Annotated in this window: 15 protein-coding genes; 1 reads left to right on the top strand and 14 read right to left on the bottom strand. The window is 58.8% G+C overall.

All coding sequences use genetic code 11. From position 1 onward, the window contains the following. The first annotated feature begins 11 nt into the window (after positions 1 to 11). Positions 12 to 1,490 (top strand): glutamate synthase subunit beta, encoded by a 1,479-nt coding sequence (locus DXA66_RS10765; protein ID WP_118528835.1) that lies wholly within the window; start codon positions 12 to 14, stop codon positions 1,488 to 1,490. 76 nt (positions 1,491 to 1,566) lie between these two features. Here DXA66_RS10765 and DXA66_RS10760 read toward each other — a convergent pair whose 3' ends face one another. The 14 genes from DXA66_RS10760 to DXA66_RS10695 all read right to left on the bottom strand — a co-directional run bounded on the left by DXA66_RS10760 (position 1,567) and on the right by DXA66_RS10695 (position 20,177). After that, a complete protein-coding gene (locus DXA66_RS10760) occupies positions 1,567 to 3,282 on the bottom strand; it encodes a PASTA domain-containing protein (protein WP_118528833.1) in 1,716 nt (571 codons plus the stop codon). Between the two features lie 10 nt (positions 3,283 to 3,292). After that, a complete protein-coding gene (locus DXA66_RS10755) occupies positions 3,293 to 4,516 on the bottom strand; it encodes a U32 family peptidase (RefSeq protein WP_118528831.1) in 1,224 nt (407 codons plus the stop codon). A 14-nt stretch (positions 4,517 to 4,530) separates the two neighbouring features. Beyond that, a complete protein-coding gene (gene mltG, locus DXA66_RS10750; RefSeq protein WP_118528829.1) occupies positions 4,531 to 5,670 on the bottom strand; it encodes an endolytic transglycosylase MltG in 1,140 nt (379 codons plus the stop codon). 18 nt (positions 5,671 to 5,688) lie between these two features. Continuing rightward, on the bottom strand, positions 5,689 to 6,504 hold the full coding sequence (locus DXA66_RS10745; RefSeq protein ID WP_118528827.1) for a hypothetical protein: 816 nt from the start codon (positions 6,502 to 6,504) through the stop codon (positions 5,689 to 5,691). Between the two features lie 28 nt (positions 6,505 to 6,532). Further along, positions 6,533 to 7,204, bottom strand: coding sequence for a deoxynucleoside kinase (locus tag DXA66_RS10740; RefSeq protein WP_097777683.1), 672 nt, complete (start codon positions 7,202 to 7,204; stop codon positions 6,533 to 6,535). After that, complete coding sequence (gene thyX, locus DXA66_RS10735; protein WP_005941474.1) at positions 7,201 to 7,980, bottom strand: FAD-dependent thymidylate synthase; 780 nt, start codon at positions 7,978 to 7,980, stop codon at positions 7,201 to 7,203. Before thyX ends, DXA66_RS10740 begins: the two co-directional genes overlap by 4 nt. A 7-nt stretch (positions 7,981 to 7,987) precedes the next feature. After that, positions 7,988 to 10,666 carry an ATP-dependent helicase gene (locus DXA66_RS10730; protein ID WP_118528825.1) on the bottom strand — a complete coding sequence of 893 codons (2,679 nt, stop codon included), beginning with the start codon at positions 10,664 to 10,666 and terminating at the stop codon, positions 7,988 to 7,990. 403 nt (positions 10,667 to 11,069) lie between these two features. Next, the gene (locus DXA66_RS10725) at positions 11,070 to 12,278 is read right to left on the bottom strand and encodes a sodium ion-translocating decarboxylase subunit beta (RefSeq protein WP_118528823.1); all 1,209 of its coding nucleotides are present in this window, start codon (positions 12,276 to 12,278) and stop codon (positions 11,070 to 11,072) included. Between the two features lie 15 nt (positions 12,279 to 12,293). Then, a complete protein-coding gene (locus tag DXA66_RS10720) occupies positions 12,294 to 12,653 on the bottom strand; it encodes an OadG family transporter subunit (protein WP_118528821.1) in 360 nt (119 codons plus the stop codon). 163 nt (positions 12,654 to 12,816) lie between these two features. Next, complete coding sequence (locus DXA66_RS10715; RefSeq protein ID WP_097775429.1) at positions 12,817 to 13,842, bottom strand: rod shape-determining protein; 1,026 nt, start codon at positions 13,840 to 13,842, stop codon at positions 12,817 to 12,819. Between the two features lie 466 nt (positions 13,843 to 14,308). Further along, positions 14,309 to 16,555 carry an ATP-dependent RecD-like DNA helicase gene (locus tag DXA66_RS10710; RefSeq protein ID WP_118528819.1) on the bottom strand — a complete coding sequence of 749 codons (2,247 nt, stop codon included), beginning with the start codon at positions 16,553 to 16,555 and terminating at the stop codon, positions 14,309 to 14,311. 607 nt (positions 16,556 to 17,162) lie between these two features. Next, entirely contained in the window at positions 17,163 to 18,536 is a 1,374-nt protein-coding gene (locus DXA66_RS10705) for an MATE family efflux transporter (RefSeq protein ID WP_118528817.1), read from the bottom strand. Positions 18,537 to 18,728: 192 nt separating this feature from the next. Then, positions 18,729 to 19,511, bottom strand: a complete 783-nt coding sequence (locus DXA66_RS10700) for an amino acid ABC transporter ATP-binding protein (protein WP_118528815.1) — start codon at positions 19,509 to 19,511, stop codon at positions 18,729 to 18,731. A gap of 21 nt (positions 19,512 to 19,532) precedes the next feature. Continuing rightward, positions 19,533 to 20,177: an amino acid ABC transporter permease gene (locus tag DXA66_RS10695; protein ID WP_005938622.1), complete on the bottom strand. Its 645-nt coding sequence runs from the start codon at positions 20,175 to 20,177 to the stop codon at positions 19,533 to 19,535. Positions 20,178 to 20,317: the final 140 nt, after the last annotated feature.

Below are 20,317 nucleotides of genomic sequence, written 5' to 3'. Positions count from 1 at the left end.
AGGGCAGCGTCATGGGTAAGACAACTGGATTTATCGACTATACGCGCAAAACCAGCACGGATGTTCCGCCGCTGGAACGCATTGAAAACTTTAACGAATTTCATGTCTGGCTCTCCCGCGAGGAGCAGCAGACGCAGGCAGCACGCTGCATGGACTGCGGTGTTCCCTTCTGTCAGGCCGGCATGATGATCGGCGGCATGGCCTCCGGCTGCCCGCTGAATAACCTCATCCCGGAGTGGAACGACCTTGTTTATCATGGCAAGTGGGAGCTGGCCATGCATCGGCTGATGGCCACCAACCGTTTTCCGGAGTTCACCAGCCGGGTGTGCCCTGCCCTGTGTGAAGCGGCCTGCACCTGCGGCGATGTGACCGGCAGCAGCGTGACCGTGCGCGAGAACGAGCACGCCATTATCGAAACGGCTTACGCCAAGGGCTGGCTGCACGCCGCACCGCCGCCCTCCCGCACCGGCAAGAGCGTAGCTGTGGTGGGCAGCGGCCCCTCCGGCCTTTCGGTGGCTGAATACCTGAACAAGCGCGGCCACGCCGTGACTGTGTTCGAGCGTGCCGACCGCGTGGGCGGCCTGCTGATGTACGGCATTCCCAACATGAAGCTGGACAAATCCGTCATCGAGCGCCGCATCAAGATCATGCAGGCCGAGGGCGTGGAGTTCCGCACCAACATGGATGTGGGCGGGGCGGTTGCCGCCGAAGAGCTGCTGAACGGCTACGATGCCGTGGTGCTGTGCTGCGGTGCCAAGAAGGCCCGCGACCTGAATGTGCCCGGCCGCGATGCAAACGGCGTGCACTTTGCCGTGGACTACCTGACCAGCGTGACCAGAAGTCTGCTGGACAGCCAGTTCGCGGACGGCAAGGCCATCGATACCAAGGGCAAGAATGTTCTGGTGATCGGCGGCGGTGATACCGGCAACGACTGTCAGGGCACGGCCCTGCGGCAGGGCTGCACCGATCTGGTGGCACTGGAAATGATGCCGCAGCCGCCCAAGGAGCGTGCAGCCTCCAACCCGTGGCCGGAGTGGCCCCGTGTGCTGAAGGTGGACTACGGCCAGACCGAGTGCCTTGCAAAGTTTGGAAAGGACCCGCGCGTGTACCAGACCACCGTGAAGGAATTTTTGAAGGATGATGCAGGCAATCTGACCGGTGCTATCATCTCCTACCTGAAGCCGGAACGGAACCCCGAGACCGGCCGTACCAGCATGGTGCCCACCGGTGAAGAATTTACCTACAACTGCCAGCTGGCGTTCATCGCCGCAGGCTTTACCGGCTGCGAAAGCTACGTGGCCGATGCATTTGGTGTGGAGCTGACCGCCCGCGGCAACGTGGCAGACCACAGCTTCAAGACCAACGTGGAAAAGGTGTTCGTTTGCGGCGATATGCGCCGCGGTCAGAGCCTTGTGGTGTGGGGCCTGCGCGAAGGCCGCGACTGCGCCGCCGAGGTAGACCGCTACCTGATGGGCTACACCAACCTTTAACTAAGCCATTCTCTTTCCTATCCTAAACAAGCAGAAGCGGGGGCCTTTGCAAGGCTCCCGCTTCTGCTTTTGTTTTTTAGTCTGTATTGTGTTCCGGTTCCGTGGGGGTAGGATCTGTTGTTTCCGGAGGGGCCGGCTCTGTCGTGGTGGGTTCGGTAGCGGCGGGTTCCTCCGGTGTTACCGTGATCTGCACACTGGGGTCTGCCGCAATATACACGGTGATCACCGTGCCCACTTCCACCTTGGTGCCCGGCTCCTCGCTGGTACGCACCACGCAGCCGGATGCATAGGAGCCATCGTTCACCACCATAAAGCAGCTGGCCACAAGGCCCCGGGCTTCCAGTTCCTTTACCGCGCCATCCTGCGTAAAGCCGATGATATTGGGCATCTCGGCCATCTGCGGGCCTTTGCTCACCACCAGCCGTATGGTCTCCCCTGCCTTGAGCACAGTGTCCGCGCTCGGCTCCTGCTGGATGATCTGGCCCGCCGGGGCGGTATCGCTGTATTCCTCGGTGACGTAGAACAGATACATGCTGGTATATTCCCGGTTGTTCTGCACCTGCGTGTAGTCCATGCCAATAAAGTTCGGCACAAGGTTCTGCGGCACCATCACCTCGCTGCTGGCCGGTTCCGACTCCGCAGCCGACGCGGCAGGCTGGTGGATGTGCTGGCTCAGCACGCTCCACAGCGTGAGCAGAATGAGGATGGACAGCAGGATCACGATGCCCGCCAGCAGCGCTTTTAAGCTGAGCAGATGCTCCTTGCGTTCCGGCTCCGGCTGGGCTGTGCGCACCGGAGTCTCCGGCTTCATGGTGCGGGTCAGCTCGGCGGTGTATTCCTTGGAAGAAAGGGCCTGATACAGCTGCGGCACGGTCTGGATGCGCTCCATGGGCCGCAGGCGCAGGCCCAGCTGCAGCACCTGCGAGACGTACAGCGGCAGGCTGCCGTTCACCGATTTTGCGCGTGGGTTGGAGTCTGCCACCATGCGCTGCGCTGCAGGCACCGGGGCCTGCCCGCACACCATGCGGTAGAACACGGCCGCAAGGCTGTATTCATCGGTATAGCGGCCCTCGAACTCTGCGGTGGAATACTGCTCCGGGGCGGAATAGCCTTCGTACAGCTGTTCGCGCAGGCCGCTGCCCGCCGTGCGCAGGCCCACCGTGGCATAGCCTGCCAGACGGCAGCGGTCGTTTTCCATCACGCGGATGTTCTCCGGGCAGATACCGCGGTGCACCAGACCGATCTTGTGCATGGCGGCTACGCCTTCAAACACCGGCTGCAGCATGGTGCAGGCATCGTCCGGGCGGATGGTGCCGGGGTGGTTTTCCAGCCACTGATCCAGCGGGGTACCGCCCAGATTTTCCAGAATGGCGTAAACGCTGTTATTGGCTTCCACCACATCCAGCACGGCTTCCAGACCATTGGCCGGAGTGATGCGCTGGATGGAGCGGTACAGGTCCGCAAAATCCATGCGGGTGGTCTTGAACAGCACCTCACTGCCGGTCTTGGGCCGCAGGGTGCTTTCTGCCGTGCGCTCCGCCGTGAGGGTAATGGGCAGATATTCCTTGATGGTCACCCGGAAACGGCCCAGATTCTCTGCGCCGCGGTAGAGGATGCCCTCGCCGTCGATGCTCAGCATTTCCCCTACGGTGTAGCGCCCGGCCAGCACGGTGCCCACCGGCAGGGTGCCGCCGGGGTTGCGCCCGGCAAAGCTTTTGCCGCAGTGCGGGCAGCTTTGTGCTGCTCCGGGCAGCGGCTGCAGGCAGTATGGACACAGGCGTGTTGCTTCCATTGTGGTCTCCTTATACCGTTTTGCGCCGCAGCAGGCTCATGGGCGGCAGCTCCGGCGTGGGAATGGTGTATTTTTCCATGGCATGCGGGGTGCTCTCCACCCGCTTACCGGCTTCGTTCTCGATCCACTCAGGATTCAGCGGAATGCTGCGGCCATCCGGGCAGAGGGCTTCCAGAGTGTCGCCCAGGCTCCACTTGCCGCGCTGCTGGCAGGAGGCAACGCCGTTCTCCCAGCCGTCTACCGTGCCCACAAACTCCCACTCGCGGATGTAAGTAGCGCTGTCGGTGGCCTGTCTGGCCTGCTCGCGGCCAAAGTAGAAGCCCGGCGAGTAATGGCGGTGGCTGGTACGGGTAAGCTCCTCGTACACTTCAGCAGGCAGCTCAAAGTTGTCGTTGAGCGGGTCGGCCAGATAAGCGTCCAGCGCCCTGCGGTAGGCGGCGGTAACGCTTGCCACATAGTAGAAGGTCTTGGCACGGCCCTCGATTTTCAGGCTGTCCACACCTGCCTTGCAGATCAGGTCAAGGAACGGCGCGGTGCACATATCATTGGCGTTGAGGATGTAGCTGCCGTTCTCGTTCTCGCCGATCTCGTACAGTTGTCCCGGACGGGTCTCCTCGCTGAGATAGTATTTCCAGCGGCAGGGCTGGGCACACTGGCCGCGGTTCGCGTCGCGGCCCGCCATGTAGTTGGAAAGCAGGCATCGGCCCGAAACGCTCATGCACATAGCACCGTGCACAAAGGCTTCGATCTCCAGCTCCGGTGGTGTTTTATCGCGCAGGATCGCAATATCCTGCAGGGTCATCTCACGGGCCAGCACCACGCGCTTTGCGCCCATATTGTAGGCGGCACGGGCCGCAGCCCAGTTGGTGATGCCTGTCTGGGTGGACATGTGCACATCGATGTCCGGTGCAAAGGTCTTGCAGGCATCCAGCACACCAAGGTCTGCCACGATAAAGGCATCCACACCGGCCTTGGCTGCTTCCTTGATGGCCTCGGGCAGGCGGTCGGCTTCCTCGTTGGTGGGCAGGGTGTTCATGGTCAGGTAGACCTTGCGGCCGCGGGCGTGAGCGTAGATGACACCCTCGGCCAGCTGTTCCGGCGTAAAGTTGGCCGGAGCAGACCGCATTCCAAATTCAGGCAGGCCGCAGTAAACGGCATCGGCACCGTAGTTGATGGCATAGCGCAGGCGTTCCAGATCGCCTGCCGGGGCCAGCAGTTCCGGGATTTGCAGCATAGTTCAAATTCCTCTCATTTTTCCGTATTCACAGTTTTGTTCACTTGTGCTGCCTTCTGGCAGTTTGCGTTGTGTTCGCTCAGGGTGCGGGCATAATAATAGCTGCCCTTGAGGTCGGTCACAAAAAAATAGGCATCCTTGGCTTCCTCATTGGGCTGGGGGGCCAGCGCTGCCTTGATGGCCGCAATGCCGGGGTTCGAGATCGGCCCAGCAGGCAGACCCTTGCAGCTGTAGGTATCATACGCAGCCACGATATTTCCCGGGATATTATCCCAGCCGCCATAGTAGGGTGCCACCCAGTTCCAGAGGTAATTGTTGTCACTGTCGCTCTGGATATAGCTGGAGGTGTTGCTCTGCAGGCGCGGGTAGGGTGAATCCGCAGCCAGACGGTTGCGGAACACCTGTGCCACGTTTGAGTCCTGACTGTTGCCTGCTTCCTCCTGCACAAAGGATGCCAGTGTGATCAGCTGGGGCAGGGTCATATCCTGCTTTTTAAGTTCTGCATACATCGCATCGGTGATCTGTGCATCGAACTGGGCATAGAAGGTGGCTACATAGTTGTGCACGGTGTCATCCTTTAAAAATTCGTAGGTCTCCGGGAAGAGATAGCCCTCGCACTTCATAAAGCGGTCCGGCGCGTCGGCATCGTCCGGCACGTGCTGCCAGAAGGTGTATTCGCTGAAATCGCCCTCGTTGGCTTCCTTCAGGAAATCCTCGGCGCTGCACAACCCGGCGGCTTCCATCTTCTGGGCAATGGCAATGGCCGTGGTTCCCTCTGGGATGGTCACGCGCACCGTTTCGGCCTTGGCGTAGGTGGACAGGACCGCAATGATGGCATCGTAAGAACAGGCGCTCTTCTGCAGGGTAAAATCGCCATACTGCAGCTTTGATGCCGCACCCTTTTGCCCCACATACCAGCGGAACAGATAGGCCGAGCGGATCACACCCGCATCCTTGAGCTTTTGCGCAATGACGGAAACGCCGCTGCCCTGCGGGATGCTCACCGTTACCTCCGTGCCGGGTCTGCCATTGCCGCTGATCTCGTTGTGCGCAAACAGCAGTGCCCCGCCAACGGCCAGTGCCAGCAGTACCACCAGCACCAGCAGGATTTTCCCTACACCGCCTTTTTTGCGGGTGTTTTTTTCGTGTGCCATAAGCACCTTCCTTTTATCTTAGTTTTCCAGCATCAGGCGCATGTAGCTTTCGGCTACATCAAAGGGTTCGGCATCAAAGCGGATCATGCCGTAGTCCTGCCGGGTGCCCTCGCCGAGGAACAGCGGCTGGGATGCGCCTACGGTAATGACCGCCTTTTCCACGATGACTTCCTTTTCGCGGGCGGCTTCCATCAGTACTTCAGCGGCGCGGTCATTATCGGCCTGCAGCTCCACAAAGTAAAGCGTATCCTCCTTGCGGAAGTAAATACCATAGCCGTGGGCGCTGGAAACGATGGTGGCACCGGAGGAGTACAGATCTCCCAGCACCACGGCCATGCGCTCCGGGATCAGCTGCACAGTATCGGGCCAGAAGCGCTCCCGCAGCTCACACAGCTTTTTGGCGGTGACGGAGTCAAACTCCGCCTGACTCCACAGGTTGCGCTCCACCTCGCGCGGCAGGCAGCGCAGGGCGAAGGCCCATGCAAAGCCCTTATCCTGCAGCAGTGCGGCCTGCTTCGGGCTGGTGGGCACTGCCACCGTAAACCCTGCGCCGCGCAGCTTCTGCTGGGCACACAGATAGTCCACAAGGCCCGCCAGGATCAGGCTGCCCTCGCCGCACAGACCGTACAGGTAGGTGCCGCTGCGGCCCTGCAGCGTGACCGGCACAGCCAGCACCACCGCAGCGATCTCGTCATTTTCCTCGGCCACATAGACGTTCTGCTCGCCTGCAAACTGCTCAATGGCCTTTTTGGCAAATTCTTCTGATTCATTGCGCTGGCTCTGCCACAAGGCCAGCACTGCCGGTTTGTCTTCCGGCTGCATCAAACGATACATCTGTCAGGATGCCCCCTCTTATCGAAAATTATGTCAGCTGCTTCAACACGATCTCCTGCACTTCGGCCTGAATGTCTTCGATGCTGCGCATGTTGTCCCCGCTGGTGCAATGCACGACGGCCCAGCCAAGGTGCGCGGCACAATACTCGGCGGCGCAGCGGCTGCGGGCAAGATACTCGGTATCCTTCTCGTGCACATCCTTCCTGCTCTCGTCGCCGTGGTAACGCTGGGTCATAAGCTTCTGGCTCACGGCGGGGTCTACCTGTAAGTAGATCACCTCATCCGGCGCAGGCAGGCCCAGCAGATGGAATTCGTAGTCAAACAACCAGCCGAGAAAACTCTCCCACTGCTCTGGCGGCAGCTTGGAGCACTGGTGCACCGCATTGGAGGTGGTGTACCGGTCGGCAATGACGATGCCGCCATTCTCGTAAAAACTGCCCCAGTCCTTTTTGTAGCTGGCATAGCGGTCCACCGCATAAAAGCTGGAGGCTGCATAGGCGTTTACATCGTCCGGGTGCTGGCCGAACTGCCCTGCCAGATACATTTTTACAAGGGCGCTGGAGTCGCTCTCATAATTCGGGAAGGTGATCTCCCGCACAGAAAAGCCCTGTTCCTTTAAATGTGCTGCCAGCAGCTTTGCCTGCGTGGCCTTGCCGCTGCCGTCCAGCCCTTCCAGTACGATCAGTTTTCCCTTGCTCATGCTTCGGCACCTTCTTTGATTGCGGCATATTTTGCACGCACCTCGGCGGTTTTGCCGCAGCACATCCTGCCTTCCGGGCAGGGGCCGGATACACAGGCCGGGCCGGACTTTGCAAAGATATGCGGTGCCACCGGGTACACCAGCTCGAACATCTTTTCGGCCAGCTCCCGGATCTCCCACTGGGCGCGGCTGCAGCAGCGCAGGTGGAAAAAGTTCTGCAGGCTGCGGGCATTCATGGTGACCACCATCTTGGTCTCGCAGGCGTTGGGCAGTACAAAGCGGGCATCCTCGTTGGCCTGCTTGCTGGCCTTGGCGCGGGCCTGCTTTTCCGGCATTCCTTCAGCCATCAGGCGGGCGGTGTGGCCTTCTTCCAGCTTGTGGGCAAGGTCGAGGTAGCGCTTTGCGTCCTCTTCCATGCTGGCAAGGAAAGCTTCCTTTGCTTCCGGGATGGCTTCGATCTCGGGCGGTACCACATAGCGGAAATCGTCCAGCCGCACATAGCGCTGGCTCTGCACACTGAAGGATGCAATGCGGTGGCGGGTGATCTGCGCCAGCAAAGTGCGGCTGACCCCCTCAATGCCAAAGGTGAAGCTGGCATGTTCAATGGGGCTGGCATGGCCCAGATCGCTGAGCATGGTCAGGAACTTCGCGGTCTTTTCCTCGGTCAGGCCGTCCAGCAGGTCGGTGATGTGCGCATCGGAATAGCAGAGCTTTGCCGCTGCAGCCACCACCTTTTCCGGTTCCGGGGTATGTGCGATCAAACGAACAGTCATCATAAGTGTGTTATTCCTCCGCAGTGATTTTGGTCAGGGGCGCAAAATTGGCCATGGTCTTTTTGATGCCCACCTTTTCAAAGTTGATCTCCACGATCTGATCTCCGGCGGCAGGCTTCACAGCCACTACCTGACCGCGTCCGAACACCTTGTGCTCCACAAGATCGCCCGGCTCATAGTGTTTTGCGCCTTTTGCAGCGGGTTTTGCTGCCAGTGTGCCTGTAAAGGAGATTTGCTTTGCAGATTTTTTCTGCGCTGTTCCGTCAGAATATGCAGAACTGTAACCAGAACCATATCCCGTAACTGCGCCGCTGCGGCCATAGCCGGAACCATATCCGCTCTGGCTCTGGCCCCGGTTTGCATAGGTCGAGCCAAAGCCGCGGCCCTCGCCCACGTTGTATTCGCGGTTCAGGTAGCCGCTGCGATTGCTATAGCCGCTTCCGTAGCCGCCCGTACCATACCCACTGGCGCTGCGGCCCCATCCGGACGGCCCGGAGTAACCGGACGCACCACCGGGCACCGTATCACGATAGCTGTCGCCCCAGCCGCCAAAGCGGGAGCGCTGTTCCAGCACCGGGCTGCGGGTCTCCTCGATATACTCCGGCTCGATCTCTCGCAAAAAACGGCTCGGCTCGTTGCGCTGGGTGCGGCCATACAGCATCCGGGAAACGCTGTTGGAGATGTACAGCTCCTTCTTGGCGCGGGTGATGCCCACGTAGGCAAGGCGGCGCTCCTCTTCCAGATCAGCTTCGGAATACTTGCTCATCTCGCTGGGGAACACGCCCTCCTCCATGCCAATCAGGAATACATACGGAAATTCCAGACCCTTGGCGGAGTGGATGGTCATGAGCACCACCTGATCGGCGCTCTCGTTATAGCTGTCGATATCGCTGATGAGGGCGATATCTTCCAGATAGCCTTCCAGCGTGGCTTCCTCACCGTGCTGGTCGCAGTAGTTCTTGACGTTGTTGACCAGCTGACCAAGGTTCTGCAGGCGGTCAGCCGCATCCTCGTGGCCCTTGGCTGCATCGGCTTCCAGCATGGCCTTATAGCCGGTCAGCTCGATCACATCGGCTGCAAACTCGTCCAGCGTGCGGGTCTCCAAAGAATCCTGCAGTCGCTGATAGATCTGCCAGAACTTGAGCAGCGGCATTACGGCGCGGCTGAGCTTTGCATATTGGTCGGCATGGCCGATGATGTCCAGCATGCTCACGCCCTCCTGCGCGGCCAGATCGGCAATGACCTCCACGGTGGTGGCACCGATCTTGCGGGCAGGCTCGTTGATGATGCGGCGCAGGCGCACATCATCGCGGGGGTTCGCCACGATGGACATGTAGGAATGGATATCCTTGACCTCTTTGCGGTCGTTGAAGCGCTGGCCGCCCACGATCTTGTGGGGGATGCCTGCACGGGTAAAGTAGCTTTCGATGGGGGCCGATTGGGCGTTCATGCGGTAGAGGATGGCGTGGTCGGCCAGATGTCCGCCCTCTTTCAGGTGCTGGCCGATCACATCCGCGATGTGGCTGGCCTCGTCCTGCTCGTTCTCGGCGGTGTACACCTGCACCTTATCGCCCTCGCCATTGCTGGTCCACAGGGTCTTGCCCTTGCGCTCGGTGTTGTGCTGAATGACACAGTTCGCAGCGTTCAGGATATTGGACGTAGAGCGGTAGTTTTGTTCCAGACGGATGGTCTTGGTGCCCGGGTAAATGCGCTCGAAATTAAGGATGTTCTCAATGGTAGCGCCGCGGAAGCGGTAGATGCTCTGGTCATCATCGCCCACCACGCAGATGTTCTTTTCCGGGCTGGTGAGGAGGCTCACCAGACGGAACTGCGCCACACTGGTGTCCTGATACTCGTCCACCAGCAGATAGCGGTATTTGTTCTGGTAGAAATCCCGCACATCCTTGTGCTCGGCCAGCAGCTGCACAGTCTGGTAGATCAGGTCGTCAAAGTCGAATGCTCCGGCTTCCTTCAGGCGCTTTTCGTAGGCCGCGTAGATGCGGGCCGTCAGCGCGCCTTTGGTATCTTTTGCGGGGCTGGCAAGGGCCTGTTCCGGGCTGACAAGCTGATCCTTCCATCGGCTCATCTGGTTGATCGCAGCCTTGATGGGCAGGAACTTATCGTCCACATTCAGGTCTTTGTAGACAGCCTTCATCACGCGCTGGGAATCATCGGTATCGTAGATGGTAAAACTGCGCGGGTAGCCAATCTCCTCCGCCCAGCGGCGCAGGATGCGTACACAGGCCGAGTGGAAGGTGGAAGCGAACACTTCGTCGCCCTCCTCGCCGCCCAGCATCCGGCGCAGACGTTCCTTTAGCTCCCCTGCTGCCTTGTTGGTAAAGGTGATGGCCATCACATTCCAGCTGCGCACAGCGTTCTGGCGCAGCATCCCGTCCAGCCAGCCGGGCGCGGCAGTGCCGGTCATGATGGCGTTGCGCAGAGCCTTGATATCGTCCTCGGTGGCCGGGCGCGGTGTCTGTTTGGAGCCGTGGGCCGAGCCGAACCGGATGAGGTTTGCAATGCGGTTTACCAGCACGGTGGTCTTGCCGCTGCCTGCACCAGCAAGGATGAGCAGCGGGCCATCGGTGGTGAACACTGCCTGCCGCTGCATATCGTTCAGGCGGCCAAACTGTTTTTCAATATAGGTATCGCGCAGAGCGCAGAATTCCTGTGTGAGATCTGTTGCCATGGTTTCCCCTGTTCCTTTTATGTTTATACTATCAAAGTACAGTATACCACATTTCAAAACGATTGAGAATAGCCGCCGCGTTCGCTCTGGCTATTTTCAGCGGAAAAAATATTTTTATAATTTATAACTCCGAAAAGCCTGCGGGCTTTTCGGAGTTACTTTTTCACGAAAGAGGTCGTAGAGAAAAATTGCATCTGATAAAACAGCAGCCGTTTTTCGTTACGGCCTTTTTGTGAAAATGTGTTTGGAGCAGCCCGCAGGCTGCGACAAACACGAAATAAATAATATAATTTCCTTATTTTATGCCCAAAGCAAACGCGGCGGGCATTTCAAATCGTAAAACAAAAACCGCCCGGCAGCTCTTGCGAACCGACGGGCGGAAAAAATGCTTTTCAGAAAGCGCTTAGCTGAAAATGTTGATCAGGATACCAGCAGCAACGGCAGAGCCGATAACACCGGCCACGTTGGGGCCCATTGCGTGCATCAGCAGGAAGTTGGAGGGATTCTCACTCTGGCCAACCTTCTGGGAAACGCGAGCGGCCATAGGCACAGCGGAAACGCCTGCGGAACCGATCAGCGGGTTCACCTGACCACCGGTCAGCTTGTACATCACCTTGCCGCACAGCACACCGGCAGCAGTGCCGAAGGAGAATGCAATCAGGCCCAGCACGATGATGAACAGGGTGCGGGTGTTCAGGAAGGTGTTTGCAGAGGTGGTGCAGCCGACAGACAGTGCCAGGAAGATGGTGATAATGTTCATCAGCTCATTGCCGGCGGTCTTCTGGATACGATCCACAACGCCGCACTCCTTCATCAGGTTGCCCAGCATCAGCATACCCACCAGAACGGCGGCATCCGGAACGATCAGGGAAACGATGATGGTGACCATGATGGGGAAGATGACCCTCTCGGTCTTGGAGACGGTGCGCAGCTGCTTCATCACGACGGTACGTTCCTTCTTGGTGGTCAGTGCCTTCATGATGGGCGGCTGGATCACAGGCACCAGAGCCATGTAGCTGTATGCTGCAACGGCGATGGAGCCAAGCAGCTCAGGAGCCAGACGGGAGGTAACGAAGATAGCGGTAGGACCGTCTGCACCGCCGATGATGGCGATAGCAGCGGACTGCTTCTGGGTGAAGTCCACCAGACCGGTAGCGGTCAGCAGGCGAGCGCCCATGTAAGTACCGAAGATGCCGAACTGAGCGGCAGCGCCCAGCAGCAGGCTCTTGGGGTTGGAGATCAGGGGTGCGAAGTCGGTCATGGTGCCGATGCCCAGGAAGATCAGCGGCGGGTAGACGCCCAGCTTAACGCCCATGTAGAGCATATCGGCCAGACCACCGTTGTTCAGGATCTCCACCCACATGGGGTGTTCCAGACCGTCACCGACGAAATATTGCATGTGGATAACGCCGCTTCCGGGCAGATTTGCCAGGATCATGCCAAATGCCATGGGCAGCAGGATCAGCGGCTCAAACTCTTTGACGATGGCCAGGTACAGCAAAAAGCAGCCCACGCAGATCATAATTGCGTACAGGTAGCCGCCCGGCTCACCAAACTGCGCAAAGCCGGAGCTTTGGAAAATACCGACCAGAGTATCAATAAACTGTGTCATGCTCTTCCTCCTCTGTTAAAACGGTGCGGTGGTGTCGTTTACACCCGCATTGCCCCAGCCGTTCTTGCTGCGGCGCACAGCCTTGAGGGTGTACTTGCCGTTGCCCATTGCATGGATTGCTGCCATAATGGCGGCGATCACATCACCGGGAATGCCCTCTTCCACCTGAGGAGCGGGAGCAGCTGCGGCCTGCTGCACGGGTGCAGCGGGCTGTGCAACGGGAGCCTTGGCGGCTTCCTTGGCAGCCTTCTTCTTTGCGTTCATCGAATCGAAGATCTTGCCTTCCAGCGTGATAATCGCCATCAGCAGGATAAGGATCAAGAACACCAGTACGATGCCGGTAATGGTAACGACCACGTCAAAACCTAAATCCATGGTTTTCCTCCTGTTTCTTGTATACTGCGTCCGATACAAGATCGTCAGCAGAAAATCAATTTGGGTACATTATACCTTATTTTCCAATTTATTTCAACAAAAATAGATATTTTTTCTTTTTGGCGCTTTTGTTCAGATTCATGGATAAATGGTGCAGCTTTGATTATCTGCGGCCAATGCGGGGCGTTGCATCCAAAAAGCCGGTTTCCAGCTTGTCGTTCAGGCCAAGGCTCATGGCAGTGCCCAGTGCCACACAGTTGACGGGATCGGGCGAAACCGTCACCTCCACCTTCAGCTCTTCGCTCAGGTATTCGGTAAGGCCGTGCAGCTGTGCACCGCCGCCGGTCAGCATGACACCATTGCGGAAGATATCGCCTGCCAGTTCCGGAGGGGTCTTTTCCAGCACCTGATGGGCTGCGGTGCCGATCTGCTCGCTGAGCATCATGACCGGTTCGTACAGGTCGTCAGTGGAAACATTCACACGCACCGGCAGGCCGGTGAGCAGGCTGCGGCCCTTGATCTCCATGGTCTCGTGGAAATCAGTCTTCTGGGGGCAGCAGGCCACGTTCTTTTTCAGCTCTTCGGCGGTGCGCTGGCCAATGGCAACGCTGTACTTGTTGCGCACGAACTTGAGGATCTCCTCGTCGTAGTGGTTGCCGGCCACGCGTACGCTGGTGGCCTTGACCTTGCCGCCCAGAGAAAGCACTGCAATATCGGTGGTGCCGCCGCCGATATCAATGATCATGCGGCCCTCCGGCTGGGTGATGTCGATGCCGGAGCCAAGGGCAGCGGCAATGGGTTCGTCGATCAGGTACACCTGACGGGCACCAGCGGCCACCACAGCCTCCACCACGGCATCGCTTTCAATGCCGGTAATGGCGGCGGGCACACAGACAGCCACGCGGGGCTTGACCATGTGGGAGCTGTACACCTGCTTGACAAAACGGCAGATCAGCTCACGGGTCATGGTATGGTCACTGATCACACCGTCCTTCAGCGGGAAGATGGCAGAAATATAGTTCGGGGTGCGGCCCACCATAGCAAGGGCCTTATCGCCTGCTTCCAGCACGGTCTTCTTGCGGGTATCCATTGCCACAACGCTGGGCTGGTTGAGCACAACGCCCTTGCCCTCCTGCGCAATGATAATGGTAGTGGTACCAAGATCGATACCGATATCGTTCTGTGCCATAAGTTCTTTTTTCCTTTCTCTGGTTCCTCTATCGAAACAACGGCCTGTTGATGCAGGCCGGAAATCATACCATTTTACAGTATAGCATAATTGAGGGGAAAAGTATAGAAGTTTAGATATGTTCTCTTTTGCGTGCCAAAAGAGAACCAGAAAAGCACCCGCTACTTTCGAAGCGCGGGAGGCACGAGAAAAGGGCTGCTCGCCCCTTTCAACCCCAAAGAAGTAGGCTCCGCTCAAAAAAGCTGAAGATTCACGCCTGTTCGGCGTGAAGATCTTTTCACCGCTTTTTTGAGTTCCGCCGATTTGGAGTCGCTGCGCGACGGACAGAAGTCCGGCAGCAGCAGATGCAGCTATCCGAAACGTCCTTTCCTGTGAAAAAGCGTTTGGAGCGGCCCGCAGGCCGCGACAAACGCAAAATAAAAAATATTTTTCCGCTAATAATGCCCAGAGCACAGCGGAGGGCATTTCAAATCGTCTGCTCCGCAGAAGCATCCCCCGCTTCCGTCTGTTCCGGCGGCAGCTCTGCCTGCAAAAGATAGGCAAGGCCGCTGTAGCGCAGGTTCTGGCGGATGTTGCCCATCATGCGGTTCACAACGTCCCTGCGGCCCGCCACGATGCACAGCTTCCGTGCACGGGTAACGCCGGTGTAGAACAGGTTGCGGTAGCACAGCCGCGGCGGCACCTGCGCCACCGGCAGGATCACCGCCGGGAACTCGCTGCCCTGACTTTTGTGTACCGTGATGGCATAGGCGATCTCCAGCTCGCCCAGGTTCTCTGCCGGGTAGACCAGCCGCTTGTCATCCATGCGCACCACCATGGAGCGATCCCGCGTGTTGATGCTCTCCACAATGCCGATGTCGCCATTGTAGGCACCCACGCCCTGCTCCCCGCCAATGCGGTTCCAGATGATCTCGTAATTATTGCGCACCTGCATCACCTTATCGCCCACGCGGAACACCCGGGCGGCGCTTTGCAGCTGGGGCTTGCCCGTCTGTTCCGGGTTCAGCAGGTTCTGCAGTTCCACATTCAGTGCCTGTGTGCCGGTAGGGCCAAGCTTGGTGGGGCACAGCACCTGAATGTCCCGGATCGGATCGAAGCCGTAGCTGCGCGGCAGGCGGGTGGTGACCAGATCACACACCAACCGCTGGGCCGCATCGCCATCCGATTCCAAAAAGAAGAAGTCGTCGGTCTTACCGCCCTTCTGCAGCGGTTCACCTGAGATGATGTGGTGGGCGTTCTCCACGATTAGGCTGCGCTTTGCCTGCCGGAAGATCTCGTTCAGGCACACGGTGGGCACCAGCCCGGAGCGGATGATCTCGCCCAGAATATTGCCGGGGCCGACGCTGGGCAGCTGGTCGGCATCACCTACCATGATAATGCGGCAGCTGTAGCGCAGCGCTGCGATCAGGGCCTGAAACAGCTTCACATCCACCATGCTCATTTCGTCCAGAATGACCACATCGCACTTGAGCAGGTTCTTGTCGTTGTGGATAAAGCTGACCACGCCGCCGGTGTAGTCCACCTCCAAAAGACGGTGGATGGTGCTGGCCTTGCGGCCGGTCAGCTCACTCAGCCGTTTAGCCGCGCGGCCGGTGGGCGCACACAGGGCCACCCGTTCCGCCTGATCTTCCAGCAGCTGCAGAATGGCGTTGACGGTGGTGGTCTTGCCGGTGCCGGGGCCGCCGGTGAGCACAAGGCAGTTCTCGGTCATGGCTTTGCGGATGGCTTCCTTCTGCAGGGGCGCATAGGCAAAGCCCTGCGTCAGTTCCAGAATTTGAATGTTTTTATCCAGCCCGTGGGCGGTATTCTTGCCCCGTTTTGTCAGCATGGCAAGCCGGGCAGCAATGTCCTCCTCGGCTTCCAGCAGGTCAGGCAGATAAATATACGGTGTTCCGTCAAACAGCTTCACCCGCAGTTCTTCGGTGCGGATGCACTCGTCCAGCGCAGCAGCCAGCTTTTCCGGCGGCTGATGGATAAAATTGGATGCCGTTTCCAGCAGCTGGGTGCGCGGCAGGCAGGTGTGGCCGTTGCCCGCGTTGTGGCGCAGGGTGCGCAGCAGGGCCGCTTCCAGCCGCTGGGCGCAGTCGCCTTCCATGTGGTAATACTGGGCAATGCTGTCCGCGTGGCGGAAATCCAGCTGCAGCGGTTCGCCGCAGAGCAGATAGGGATTTGCCGCAATGGCCTGCATGGCCCCTGGGCCGAAGGTGCGGAACACCTCCATCGCGCGGCGCGGGCTGATCTCGAACTGCGCCAGATAGGCGATCAGCTCCCGCATCCCAAACATCCGCTTGAACTCCTGCTGGATGCGGTCGGCTTTGTCCGCCGAGATGCCGGGCACCTGCGTGAGCCGGGCCGGGTCGTTGGCGATCACCTCAAGCGCCTCGGCACCGAACAGGTCGATGATCTTATCCGCCGTCTTGGCCCCGATGTACGGCAGTGACCGGCTGGCAAGGAAGGCGTACACCGCTTCCAGATCCTTGGGCATGTCGGTCTCGCACTCCTGTGCGTGGAACTGGCGGCCATAGGTGGCGTGGTTCTCGTAGCGGCCGCGGCAGACCACGCTTTCGCCCGCGTGCAGTTCACCCACAATGCCGCACACCACTGTGACCACACCGCCGCCGGACACCTCGAACACCATATAGCCGTTGTCGGTGTTCTCGTAGATGATGTCCTCCACGGTGCCCTCGATCTGTTCCAGCTGCTGCTCTGCCATGCGCTCACCTCCTGCCAAATTACACAATTATAAGTAGTATAACGCTTTTGGCGGGATTTGTAAATCATCCGGGCAGACTGCAGTGCAGCTCTACCGTGGAGAAACACATGATACAGTGAGAAATATATAACTTACTTATGTTTCTTTTTGCCAGTGTATCAGGTTGATACACTGGCCTGCCCTGATACACTGACTCACTGTATCAATCAAGGGGCACTGTATCAGCTTGATACACTGTATTTTTCATCGCATCAGCGTTAATAATCCGTCACTGTATCAGATAACACTCCCACAGTAGCACCTGATAAAGTTCCCTGTAGCCAAGGGCTGTGGGCTGGGAGTTTCTCCAGCGAATGTCCGGGAAGTGGGGCCCCGTGCGTAAGCACAGGGGCGGAACCGTGGGTTCTGCAACTGCAACGACCGCCGCCAATGGCGGAAACAGGGAGTTGCCGTTGGGGCCGCGGCCAGCGAGACGCAAGCGAATGCGACGCGGCTGCTGGGTGCCGCAACCCGTCGCTGTTCGCGGAGAAAGCTCCCAGCACGCGGCCTACTCTACAGCCCGAACAGCAAAAAAGCTCCCCTTTGCAGGAGAGCTTGCGAACATTCTTTAAGCGTTTGCGGTGCGGGCATCGTGTTCCTTCTCGACGTCCTTTTCCTTCTGCAGGCGTTTGCGCACCACAAAGTAGGCCGGAATGAGGAAGAAGCAGGCAAAGAACCATGCCACCGGGCTTGCGATGCAGGCCGCAAAGTAGCCCCACAGCGGCACGAACCAAAAGCCCACCATGGCGCGGGCCACCATCTCGGCCACACCGGCAAACATGGCAAGGCCAGAGAAGCCCAGGCCCTGAATGGTGTAGCGGTAGATAATGAGCACCGCCAGCGGGATGTAGAATACGCTGTTCCAGAAGATAAAGCTCTGAGCATTGGCCATGATGGCAGTCTCGCTGGCATCCAGGAACAGGCCGATGAGCAGCTTGTCCGTCACGCGCAGGATGAGGAAGGACGCAATGCTGTACACGCAGCCGATGCCCAGTGCGGTGTTCACGCCGCGGTCCACACGGCCAAGGTCTTTTGCGCCCATGTTCTGGCTGGCGTAGGTGGTCATGGCGGTGCCGATGCTTTCCAGCGGCACACTCAGGAACTGTGCGGCCTTGCTGCCGGCGGTCTGTGCAGCCACGATGTCGCTGCCAAGGCCGTTCACGGCACCCTGCAGCACCACGCTGCCAATGGCCGTAATGCTGCACTGCAGGCCCATGGGAATGCCCATGCTGCACAGCTTTGCGCAGTGGGCCAGGCTGAAGCGGCCCTCTTCCCTGCTCCAGCGCAGCTCCGGGTAGTGGCGCAGGATGTACAAAAGACTGCCCAGACCCGCCACAGCCTGACTGAACACGGTAGCAAAGGCTGCGCCGAACGCGCCCATATGGAACACGATGATGCACACCAGATCCAGCCCGATGTTCAAAAAGCTTGCCACCAGCAGGAAATACAGCGGGCGCTTGCTGTCGCCCAGCGCACGCATCAGCGCGCTGGTAACATTATAAAGCAGGGTGAACGGGATGCCCCAGAAGATGGTGCGGATGTAGATATCCGCAAGGTCGATGATGTTTTCCGGGGTGTTCGTCCACACCAGCACCGAGCGGGTCAGCGCCACAGTAACAATGGTCAGCACCACGGCAAAGAAGATGGAAAGCCACACGGTGTTGGCAGTGTAGCGGCGCATCTCCTTGTAGTCCTTTGCGCCGAAAGTCCACGAGATGGGGATGGAAAAACCGCAGGCGATGCCGTTGACAAAGCCCAGCACCAGATAGTTCAAACCGCCCACGCTGCCTACCGCCGCCAGCGCTTCCACGCCCACAAAGCGGCCCACGATGATGGTATCGGCCAGATTGTAGAACTGCTGGAACAGGCTGCCCAGCATCAGCGGCACCGCAAACGCAAGGATCAGCTTGAGCGGACTGCCTTGGGTCATATCCTTTGTCATCGTATAAAATCCTCCTGCCACACTGGGAACCGGCTTGATGTCGTGATTTTTGCCGTGAAAAACGTCCTGCCGGAAAGGGGCAGGACGTCGTGTACATTCATGAATGATATTATAGTGGAGTGACGCGGGATTTACAAGATTTGCATTGCATCAACATTTCAAAATTTTTGCCGTAAGAATTGGTGATTTTGCTTATTCTCCGTAATGCGAAAGGAACTGTTTGGTGCGCTCCTCCTGCGGGTGCTCAATGAGCTGCTTGGCAGGGCCTTCCTCCACCACCACGCCACCATCCATGAACATGATGCGGTCGGCCACGTCACGGGCAAAGTGCATCTCGTGGGTGACGATGATCATGGTGGTCTTGCGGTCGGCAAGGTCGCGCAGGACGCGCAGCACCTCGCCGGTCAGCTCCGGGTCGAGGGCCGAGGTCGGCTCGTCGAAGCAGAGAATGTCCGGGTGCAGAGCCAGTGCGCGGGCAATGGCCACGCGCTGCTGCTGACCGCCGGAAAGCTGGTGCGGGTAGTGGCCTGCCCGGGCAGAAAGGCCCATCTGGGCCAGAAGTTCCTGTGCCTGCTGTTCCAGCTCGGCATGGATGGCCTTTTTGTCAGCCTTGTAGTCCGGGCGTTCCTTCGCCAGCAGTTCACCCGCCAGCATTACGTTCTGCAGGGCGGTGTACTGCGGGAAGAGGTTGAAGTTCTGGAATACCAGACCAAAGTGCAGCCGCTTTTTGCGGATCTCGCTCTCGCGCTGGGTGGCGGGGTCGGCAGCGTCCCACATGGTCTCGCCGTTCACCTTGATGATGCCGGTGTCCGGCCGTTCCAGAAAGTTCAGGCAGCGCAGCAGGGTGGTCTTACCGGAGCCGGACGAGCCGATGATCGCCAGCGCTTCGCCCTGTTCCAGCGTGAGTGAGATATCCTTGAGTACTTTGGTATCGCCAAAGTTTTTGCCGATGCCGGAGGCTTCAAGCAGTGCCATGATCCAATTCCCTCCCTTTCATCAGCGGAAATAATCCAGTTTCTTTTCGGCCCAGCCAAACAGCAGGGTGAGTGCGCCCACGAACACCAGGAAGAAGATGGCAGTGGAGAACAGCGGCCAGATCAAGCCCTTTGCGCTGTACTCCTTGGCCATCATGATGATCTCCTTGTTGGCAATGGTGTTTGCCAGCGAGGTATCCTTGACGAGGGTGATCACCTCATTGCCCATGGGGGCCAGAATGCGCTTGACCACCTGCAGCAGCGTCACCTTGAAAAAGATCTGGGTCTTGGTCATGCCCAGCACCTGACCGGCCTCGGTCTGGCCCTTGGGAACGGCTTCGATGCCGCCGCGGTAGATCTCGGAGAAGTAGCAGGCGTAATTGATGGCAAAAGCCACCACCGCCGCCACCATGCGTCCGCCGGAGCCGGAGGGCCACGGGTTATTCATGCCCAGCAGGCCGGGGCCAAGGTAGATCACGATGATCTGCAGCATCAGCGGCGTGCCGCGGATGACCCACACAAAGGTCTTTACCGCGCCGGAAAGCGGCTTGCACCGGCTCATGGAGCCGAAAGCCACCACCAGACCCAGCGGCAGCGCAAACAGCAGGGTCAGAGCGAACAGCTCACAGTTGAGCAGAAACGCGCCGGAAAGGCGACTCAGAATCACAGACACAAGAACACACCCATCAATCCGTTTTTTGAACTCCTTCCGTCACCTTCGGTGACAGCTCCCTCAATGAGGGAGCCTCACGCATATCGGCAACAAAAAGCCTCCCTCACCGAGGGAGGTGGCATCGCGCAGCGATG

It is taken from the genome of Faecalibacterium sp. OF03-6AC (assembly GCF_003478175.1).
Classification (GTDB): domain Bacteria; phylum Bacillota; class Clostridia; order Oscillospirales; family Ruminococcaceae; genus Faecalibacterium; species Faecalibacterium taiwanense.
This window is presented reverse-complemented; position numbering and strand designations above follow the sequence as displayed.

Excerpts from the sequence above, each read along its gene's own strand:
- DXA66_RS10715 (WP_097775429.1), bottom strand. The coding sequence starts at position 13,842 with ATGGCACAGAACGATATCGGTATCGATCTTGGTACCACTACCATTATC.
- DXA66_RS10745 (WP_118528827.1), bottom strand. The coding sequence starts at position 6,504 with ATGTATCGTTTGATGCAGCCGGAAGACAAACCGGCAGTGCTGGCCTTG.
- DXA66_RS10760 (WP_118528833.1), bottom strand. The coding sequence starts at position 3,282 with ATGGAAGCAACACGCCTGTGTCCATACTGCCTGCAGCCGCTGCCCGGA.
- DXA66_RS10720 (WP_118528821.1), bottom strand. The coding sequence starts at position 12,653 with ATGGATTTAGGTTTTGACGTGGTCGTTACCATTACCGGCATCGTACTG.
- DXA66_RS10755 (WP_118528831.1), bottom strand. The coding sequence starts at position 4,516 with ATGCTGCAAATCCCGGAACTGCTGGCCCCGGCAGGCGATCTGGAACGC.
- DXA66_RS10710 (WP_118528819.1), bottom strand. The coding sequence starts at position 16,555 with ATGGCAGAGCAGCAGCTGGAACAGATCGAGGGCACCGTGGAGGACATC.
- DXA66_RS10725 (WP_118528823.1), bottom strand. The coding sequence starts at position 12,278 with ATGACACAGTTTATTGATACTCTGGTCGGTATTTTCCAAAGCTCCGGC.
- DXA66_RS10740 (WP_097777683.1), bottom strand. The coding sequence starts at position 7,204 with ATGAGCAAGGGAAAACTGATCGTACTGGAAGGGCTGGACGGCAGCGGC.
- DXA66_RS10730 (WP_118528825.1), bottom strand. The coding sequence starts at position 10,666 with ATGGCAACAGATCTCACACAGGAATTCTGCGCTCTGCGCGATACCTAT.
- DXA66_RS10705 (WP_118528817.1), bottom strand. The coding sequence starts at position 18,536 with ATGACAAAGGATATGACCCAAGGCAGTCCGCTCAAGCTGATCCTTGCG.
- thyX (WP_005941474.1), bottom strand. The coding sequence starts at position 7,980 with ATGATGACTGTTCGTTTGATCGCACATACCCCGGAACCGGAAAAGGTG.
- mltG (WP_118528829.1), bottom strand. The coding sequence starts at position 5,670 with ATGGCACACGAAAAAAACACCCGCAAAAAAGGCGGTGTAGGGAAAATC.
- DXA66_RS10700 (WP_118528815.1), bottom strand. The coding sequence starts at position 19,511 with ATGGCACTGCTTGAAGCCTCCGGCATCGGCAAAAACTTTGGCGATACC.
- DXA66_RS10765 (WP_118528835.1), top strand. The coding sequence starts at position 12 with ATGGGTAAGACAACTGGATTTATCGACTATACGCGCAAAACCAGCACG.